Source organism: Massilia sp. CT11-108 (assembly GCF_047302915.1).
GTDB classification, from domain to species: domain Bacteria; phylum Pseudomonadota; class Gammaproteobacteria; order Burkholderiales; family Burkholderiaceae_D; genus Telluria; species Telluria orientalis.
Genome location: NZ_JBKYMO010000316.1, coordinates 1 through 6,856, shown reverse-complemented (window position 1 = coordinate 6,856; position 6,856 = coordinate 1). Strand labels below are relative to the sequence as shown.

Here is a 6,856-nt window from a genome sequence, read left to right as displayed (position 1 = left end):
CGCCTGCGCGCCGGCGAGCGCGCAGGCGAGCAGGGCGAAGCGCCTCAACGCTTGCCCCCGTCCCTGAAGTAGGCAGCCGTCTCCGGCCGCGCCGTCACCAGCTCGCGCTCGACCATCCGCGCAAAGAAATCGGCGCCCCTGGTGCCGAGGTGCGTGCGGTCGAACGCCGTCTTCGCGGCGCCGGCCGGTTCGACCTTGTTCGGATCCACAGGCATCCCGTAGCCCGGCGGACGCGGAACGACCGCCAGCGTATCCGCTTCATCCTGGCCCATGGCCTGGACGGCGGCCACGCTGTCCCGGTTCAGGTCCAGCAGCACGGCGTGTTCCTGGGCGGCCGCGCGCCGAGTCGCCTCGGCCCACGGCGCCAGGTCATTGCCGAGATACGCGCCCTTGAACGTGCGCCGGGTCAGCGGCGTGACGAGCACCGGCACGCCGCCCAGGTCGCGCGTCTCCCGCGCATAGCGCGCCATGTTGACGGGGAACTGGGTGACGAGGTCGGTCGAGCGCCCCGGCTTGCCCGGCTGGTCGTTGTGGCCGAACTGCACGAGCACGTAGGTGGCCTTGAACGACGCGCCGTCCTTCAGCATGCGCTGGACTTCGTCCCAGCGGCCCTCGGCGCGGAAGCTGCTGGTACTGCGGCCGCCCCGTGCGAGGTTCACGCAAGTGACGTCCGGCGTGAAGCGCGCGCAGAATGCGTCGCCGTAGCCGCTCTTCGTGGCCATCGTGGAGTCGCCGACGAGGATCACGCGGATAGTCGCGTCGGCGGCGCTGGCCTGGCCGGCCAGGATGAGGCTGGCCAGGACGATACGTTTCAGTCGTGTCGCTTGCATTGCGATTACTCGAAATCGTAGCTGACGCGCAGGTTCCACGAGCGACCGATCGGATTCGCGACGCTGCTCAGGTAACCGCTGCTGTAGATCGTGTTGTTGGTGATGGGCGGGGCCTTGTCGAACAGGTTCGTGACGCCGGCCGTGATGCGCACCTGCTTCTGCACGCGGATCGAGCCGGTCAGGTTCCACGTCGAGAACGACGGGATGTCGCGGTAGTACGCCGACGTGACGGCGGTGTTGGCGTCGCGGTAATGGCTGTTGAAGTTGTTCGTCAGCTGCGCCGAGTAATCGCCGCTCTGCCACGACAGGCGCAGGTTGTGCTTCCAGCGGAACGTGATGATCGGGTAGCTCGACGTGGTGCCGTTGCTGGCCCAGCCGAACTGGCCGACGTTGGACATCCACGGGCCGTTCGGCACGAGCTGGTTGTCGAAGCGGGTCAGGTAGGTGCCGTCGATGGCGGCGCCGAACGTTCCGAAGCGGTTGCGCGCGATCTCCCAGTGGGCCGACACGTCGACGCCGCCCGCGATCTGGCCACCCAGGTTCATCGTCGTGTTGTTGATGTAGGCGAGCGAGCCGTCCGCATTACGCACGAACAGGTTCTTGTAGTCGGCGTAGTTCGTGAAGTAGACGGTCTCCGGCAGGTTGGCCAGCATGTCCTTCATGTTGACCTGCCAGTAGTCGAGCGACGCGGTGAACGAGCGGGACGGTTCGAACACGACGCCCAGCGTGCCTCCCTTGGAGCGTTCCGGCTTCAGCTGCGAGTTCGAACCGGTCAGCTTGTTCAACTTGGCGTTGCAGACATCGGCGGCATCCACGCCGGGCACCGCCGTGCCGGTACCCGGCATGGTGATGGACGGGCCCGGGCACAGGACCGGATCGTCCCAGCGTCCCGCCGTCGTCGTGTTGGCGACGGTGGTGCGGTAGCCGTAGCGGTCGAACAGTGTCGGCGCGCGGAAGCCCGTGTTGGCCGAGCCCCGGAACATGATGGTCTTGGTCGGCTGCCAGCGGAAGCTGATCTTGGGCGTGAAGGTCGAGCCGACGTCGCTGTATTTGTCGACCCGCACGGCGCCGTTCAGCGTCAGGGTCTTGGTGACGGGAGCGTCCACCTCGCTGTACACGCCGATGATGTTGCGTGCGCTTTCTCCGTGCGCCGGGACGACCTTCGCATAGGTGATGTCGGCGGCCGGTGCCAGCTTGGTGTCCTCGTTGGTATCGCGGTGGATGTCGGCGCCGATCGCGATCGCGAGGTCGCCGCCGGCGAGGGCCATTAGCGATTTGCTGATGTTGCCGTCGATGCCATAGTAAGAGCTCTTCGAGCTGCGGTTCTGCATGCCGTCTGCGGCGATCGAGTCGAGATAGTCGAGGCCCGCCTGATCCTGCAGGCCGAACGGGTTCAGCGTTCCGTTCGCCAGGCCGTTGATCAGGCCGATGCCCGAGAAGTAGCCCGACTGGAAGTAGCCCTTGCGCTGGGACAGCCCGTAGCTCATGCCGGCCCGGTAGTCCCAGGTGCCGACATGGCCGTCGGCGGAAACCAGCAGCCGCTGGTTGATCTGGTTGTCGCGGGTCACGGCCGGCCCGCCGTCGGCCACCGCCCAGGACACGGTGAGCGGCTGGTTGGTGATGCCGGCGACGGCCGGCACCCCGCCGCTGCCGCCCGGATACCATTTGCTGCTCGATGGCAGGATCGCCTTTGCGCTCCCGACGGCGACCGCCTGCGTCGGGTTCTTGTAGCCGAAGATCGATTCGTCGCCGCGGGTGTATTCGACGGTAACGGTGTTGTCGGCGTCGATCCGCTTGGTCGCTCGCGCGTACATCGTCAGCTGCTTGTTCGGGTGCAGGGCCGAGCCATAGGTGTCGTCGTCCAGTACACACGTGCTCTTCGCGCCCTGGACCGAGTAGGGGCTCAGGCAGCCGCTCGCGTAATACGGGTTGGCGGCGTTCTTGTTGGCCGAACTCGTGAAGTTGGCGGGTGTCGCGTACCCGCCGGAGGCGGCGCTGCGCGGCAGGCCGATCGCCGCCATGGCCGCGTCGTCCGGAATGAAGCCGGTGCGGTCCGACAGCTTCAGGCGGCTGCGCTGGTGGAAGTCGACGGTGCCGTAGATGTTCCAGCCGTCGCGCGCGAGGTTACCCTTGCCGAACGTGGCCTGGATGCGCTGCTCGTCGCCGCCGCCGTGGCGCTTCGGCTGCACGAGCTGCACGGTGACGTTGCCGCCCTCGACTTCGCGCTTGGTGATGAAGTTGACGACGCCGCCGATCGCGTCCGAGCCGTAGATCGACGACGCGCCGTCGCGCAGGATCTCGACGCGTTGCAGCGCGCTGATCGGGATGACGTCGAGGTTGGCGTAGCCGTCGGCGATGGCCTCGTTGGCGAGGCGGCGGCCGTTCAGCAGCACGAGGGTGCGGTTCACGCCCAGGCCGCGCAGGTTGATGTTGGTGCCCGAGCCGGCGTTGGACGGCTGCAGCGACGCCGATTGCGGCAGCGCCATCATCACGTCGGCCAGCGTGGTCATGCCCTGCTTGACCAGTTCCTCGGCCTTGATGGTCGTGACGGGCAGCGCTTCCTCGGTGGCCATGCGCTTGATGCTGGAGCCGGTGACTTCGACGCGCTGGATCGGCGCGTCGCTTTGCTGTGCCTGCGCCTGCTGGGCGAGCGAGAGGACCGCGAGCGCGATCGAGGACATGACGAAATGGCGGGGCGGGGTGCTGCGGGGGTATTTCATGAAGCTGTCTCCTGTTTTTATGTCGATGACGTGTCGGCGTCCGCAGGGGGGAGCGGCGCCGATGGTTGCTTCTTACAAAACCAGCCTGGCGAGGTCGAGCCACATGTGCGTTGCGTGCGGCCCTGTGTTGGAATCAATTCTAGATTGGTCTGACCACAAGATCAATGTGGTCAGACCAGATTATGAGGAGTATGTGCTGGAAAAGCAACACATATGATGACTGATCTCGATTTTGATCTCAGTTTGCGCCGGCTTTCAGCGCGATGCGGACGGGGTGCGCGGCACGTTTGGCCTCTGCCGCCACGTAGGCCTGCCACGCCGCCTTGGACGTGATGCGGCCGGCGCGGTCCCACGCGGCGCCGACCCAGTAGCGCAGCGGCTTGCCTGATTCCACGCGGGCCAGCACGAGGTCGTTCAGCGCGTCCTGCGCGAAGCCGGTCGACGCGGGCAGCACGACGGCCGTGCCGAATGCGCCGTTCGAGGCCTGCTCGACCCATTGCAGCAGCGCGTGGTTCGCATCGTCTTTCACGAGCGCGATGCGCGGTTCCTGCTTCCGGTCGGACGGCGTCTTGTTGAGACCCACGGCGACCGTCAGCGCGGACGGTCCGCTGAACGTGAACGTGCTGTCGATCTGGTCGAGCTGGTGGCCGGCATCGACGGTGAAGCGCTTGGTTTCCGTGACCTGGGTACCGGCCGCATTCCACGCGGCGTACGACAACTCGAACACGGCGCGGATCGGGCCATTGGCCAGCACCTTCCAGCCGGCCCAGTTGCCGCTCGTATAAAGCTGTTTGCCGTCCCACACGCCCGTACCGCCGGCCCCGCGCGAGCGGCCGACGTTGTACATGTCCATGCCTTCGCCTTCGTCCTTGTGGTAGTGGTCGTGGCCCTTGTTGTACCAGCGGTCGACGATGGGATAGTCCACGCGCTTGAACCAGATATCGAGGCCGCTCGTCTCCAGCACTTCCTTGCCGCTGCCCGGCGCGGCCGGTGCGGCGAGGGCGGGGCCGTAGGTGCGGTGGCCGATGACGTCGTTCTCCCACGCGAAATCGTCCAGGCGTTCCGGCACGTAGCGCGCGAACGCCTTCGGTGCGAACGGCGGCGTGAGCGCGTCGTTCTTTTCGACGACGAACGTCGCCATCTTTTCGCCGGGCTTGAAGTCGTGCTGGAACAGCAGTTCGCCGTACGCCGCGCCGACGCCGTGCGGGTCCTTGGCCAGCGGCGCCACGTTCGTCACCTGGTAGGGCAGCAGGTGGCCGGCCGCGTCCTTCACGGCGAGGTGCTGGATCAGCGCGCCGGGCAGCGCGGTGTTCACGTCCTGCCACGGGATGACGATCGTCTCGGATGGACGCGCGGCGTCGAGGTCGTGGGTCACGGTAACGGTGAGGCGGTCGGCAGCGCCGGCGCTCGCAGACAGCACGAGGCCTGCGGCGCAAAACATCGTTTTCGCTTGCATGTTCCAGGCTTTCATCGAAGAGGTGTCAGGGATGTTCGCGGTAGCTGGTCTGCCCGCCGTCCTTCGGCACGTAGTGATACGTGCGGACCCGGAACTGGATGTCGATTGCCGGGTTGTTCAGCAGCCGGATCATCTCCGCGCCGGCCAGCAGCATCGGACCGTAGCCGTGCATCGCCGCCGTACTGGTGGGGCGGTTGTAATAATAGACCTGGTCGCTCGCGAACGTCGTGCCCACGCATGTGCCTTCCACGCGGCCCTGGGCATCGATGCGCGCGGACAGCGCGTTCCAGCCGGCCTGCGCGATCGAGCCGTACGTCGTCGGGCTGATCCAGCCTTCGTTGACGGCGTGCGCGAGCACGTACACGAACATGGCGCTGGCCGACGTCTCCAGGTACGAGTCGTCGCGGTCGATCATCTGGTGCCACATGCCCGCGCCGGACTGGCGCTCGGCGATGCCGCGCAGCGTTCTTTTCAGCTGCGCCATCACCTTCGGATAGCCCGGGTGGTCCTTCGGCAGCACGTCGAGGACGTCCGACATGGCCAGCACCGCCCAGCCGTTCGCGCGCGCCCAGTAGAAGCGCGGGGCGTCGGGATTGTTGGCGTTCCAGCCGTGCGTGTACAGGTTGCGCTGCGGGTCGAACAGGTAGTCCGTCATCTGCAGGATGTTCTTCACGGCGTCGTCGAAGTACGCGCGGTCGCCCGTCATGCGGCCCAGTTCCGCCAGCGCGGGGATCCCCATGTACATGTCGTCGGCCCACAGCGACGCGGCCTGCGGGCGCTGGCGCGCGAGGGTGCCGTCCGGGAGGCGGAACTGGCGCTTGGCCACCCAGTCGCCGCACACCTTGATCTGCGCGGAGAGGTCGGGGCCGATGCCAGCCTGGCGCGCGCGCATCATCGCGGCGCACATCGAACCGGCGTCGTCGAGCGCGCGCGGATCGAGGAAGTGCGCGAAGCTGTTGGCGCGCTCGAGGTGGAAGCGCTGTTCCTGCGCGCGGAAGTAGGGGAGGCGGTCGGCAAAGAATTGCAGGTGGCGCTGCGTGAGGGCGGCATAGCGCCTGTCGCCCGTCGCGGCCGTGGCCTTCAGCAGACCGGCATGCACGACGCCCATCTCGTAGGCCTGCAGGCCGAAGTCGGCGTCGCCCTTTTCGACGACGGCGTCGGCGACGGGAGTGCGGAAATCCGTGACGGGCGCGCCGCTGCCCTTGTGCACGATGCGGGTCGGCGTCTGGCTGTCGACATAGCCGCGGATGCGCTGCAGCGACGCCGCGATCTCGGCGACGACCGGCTTCTTGTACGGCACCGGATACGTGCCTTCGGCCGTGTCGTTCGGGTTCTTGTTGTCTGGGTTACGATAAGGCCCCTCGGCATGCGCAGGGGCGGCAAGGCACGCGAAAGCGGCCAGGAAGGCGAGCAATCTGGATGGCGGCACCGTGTAGTCTCCGGTCGTTTTTATATGATGGACGTTTTCCGTCCTTTATTTGGCCAGACCATTCTAGGTTGGTCTGGCCACTTTTGCAAGGTGGACTAGCCGGGGTTTGTTGTTGGGTGGCATACTGGACTTCCCACGACGAGGCGGAGGCCAGGATGCGCAGGACGACATGTTGGATGGGTACGGCGTTGCTGCTGGCCGCATGCGCGGCGCGGCCAGTGAAGGCGCCCTTGCCGGAGAGCTACACGGCCGAGACGACGTACGCGAAGCTGGCGCCTCGATATCCGTTCATCCGCATCGCGAGCCGCACCGTGCCGCCTTCAGTGCGGGCCGTCACCGACGTCATCTATGTACGCCGCAGACATGGCGACCTGAGGCACGACCTGAAACTGGACCTGTACCTGCCCGCGGCGGCGGGCAC

Annotated in this window: 4 protein-coding genes and 1 pseudogene; 1 reads left to right on the top strand and 4 read right to left on the bottom strand. The window is 66.7% G+C overall.

The window, feature by feature from the left end; genetic code table 11:
• Positions 1–44: 44 nt before the first annotated feature.
• The 4 genes from ACEN88_RS21440 to ACEN88_RS21425 form a co-directional block, all read right to left on the bottom strand.
• Positions 45–830, bottom strand: a complete 786-nt coding sequence (locus ACEN88_RS21440) for a rhamnogalacturonan acetylesterase (RefSeq protein ID WP_413342842.1) — start codon at positions 828–830, stop codon at positions 45–47.
• 5 nt (positions 831–835) lie between these two features.
• On the bottom strand, positions 836–3,550 hold the full coding sequence (locus ACEN88_RS21435; protein WP_413342841.1) for a TonB-dependent receptor plug domain-containing protein: 2,715 nt from the start codon (positions 3,548–3,550) through the stop codon (positions 836–838).
• Between the two features lie 238 nt (positions 3,551–3,788).
• Positions 3,789–4,991 carry a DUF4861 family protein gene (locus tag ACEN88_RS21430; protein ID WP_413342839.1) on the bottom strand — a complete coding sequence of 401 codons (1,203 nt, stop codon included), beginning with the start codon at positions 4,989–4,991 and terminating at the stop codon, positions 3,789–3,791.
• A gap of 40 nt (positions 4,992–5,031) precedes the next feature.
• Positions 5,032–6,435: a glycoside hydrolase family 88/105 protein gene (locus tag ACEN88_RS21425; protein ID WP_413342837.1), complete on the bottom strand. Its 1,404-nt coding sequence runs from the start codon at positions 6,433–6,435 to the stop codon at positions 5,032–5,034.
• A 176-nt stretch (positions 6,436–6,611) separates the two neighbouring features.
• On the opposite strand from ACEN88_RS21425, the pseudogene ACEN88_RS21420 reads away from it, so the two are divergent.
• Positions 6,612–6,856 (top strand): annotated as a pseudogene (locus tag ACEN88_RS21420) (hypothetical protein); the annotation flags it as partial.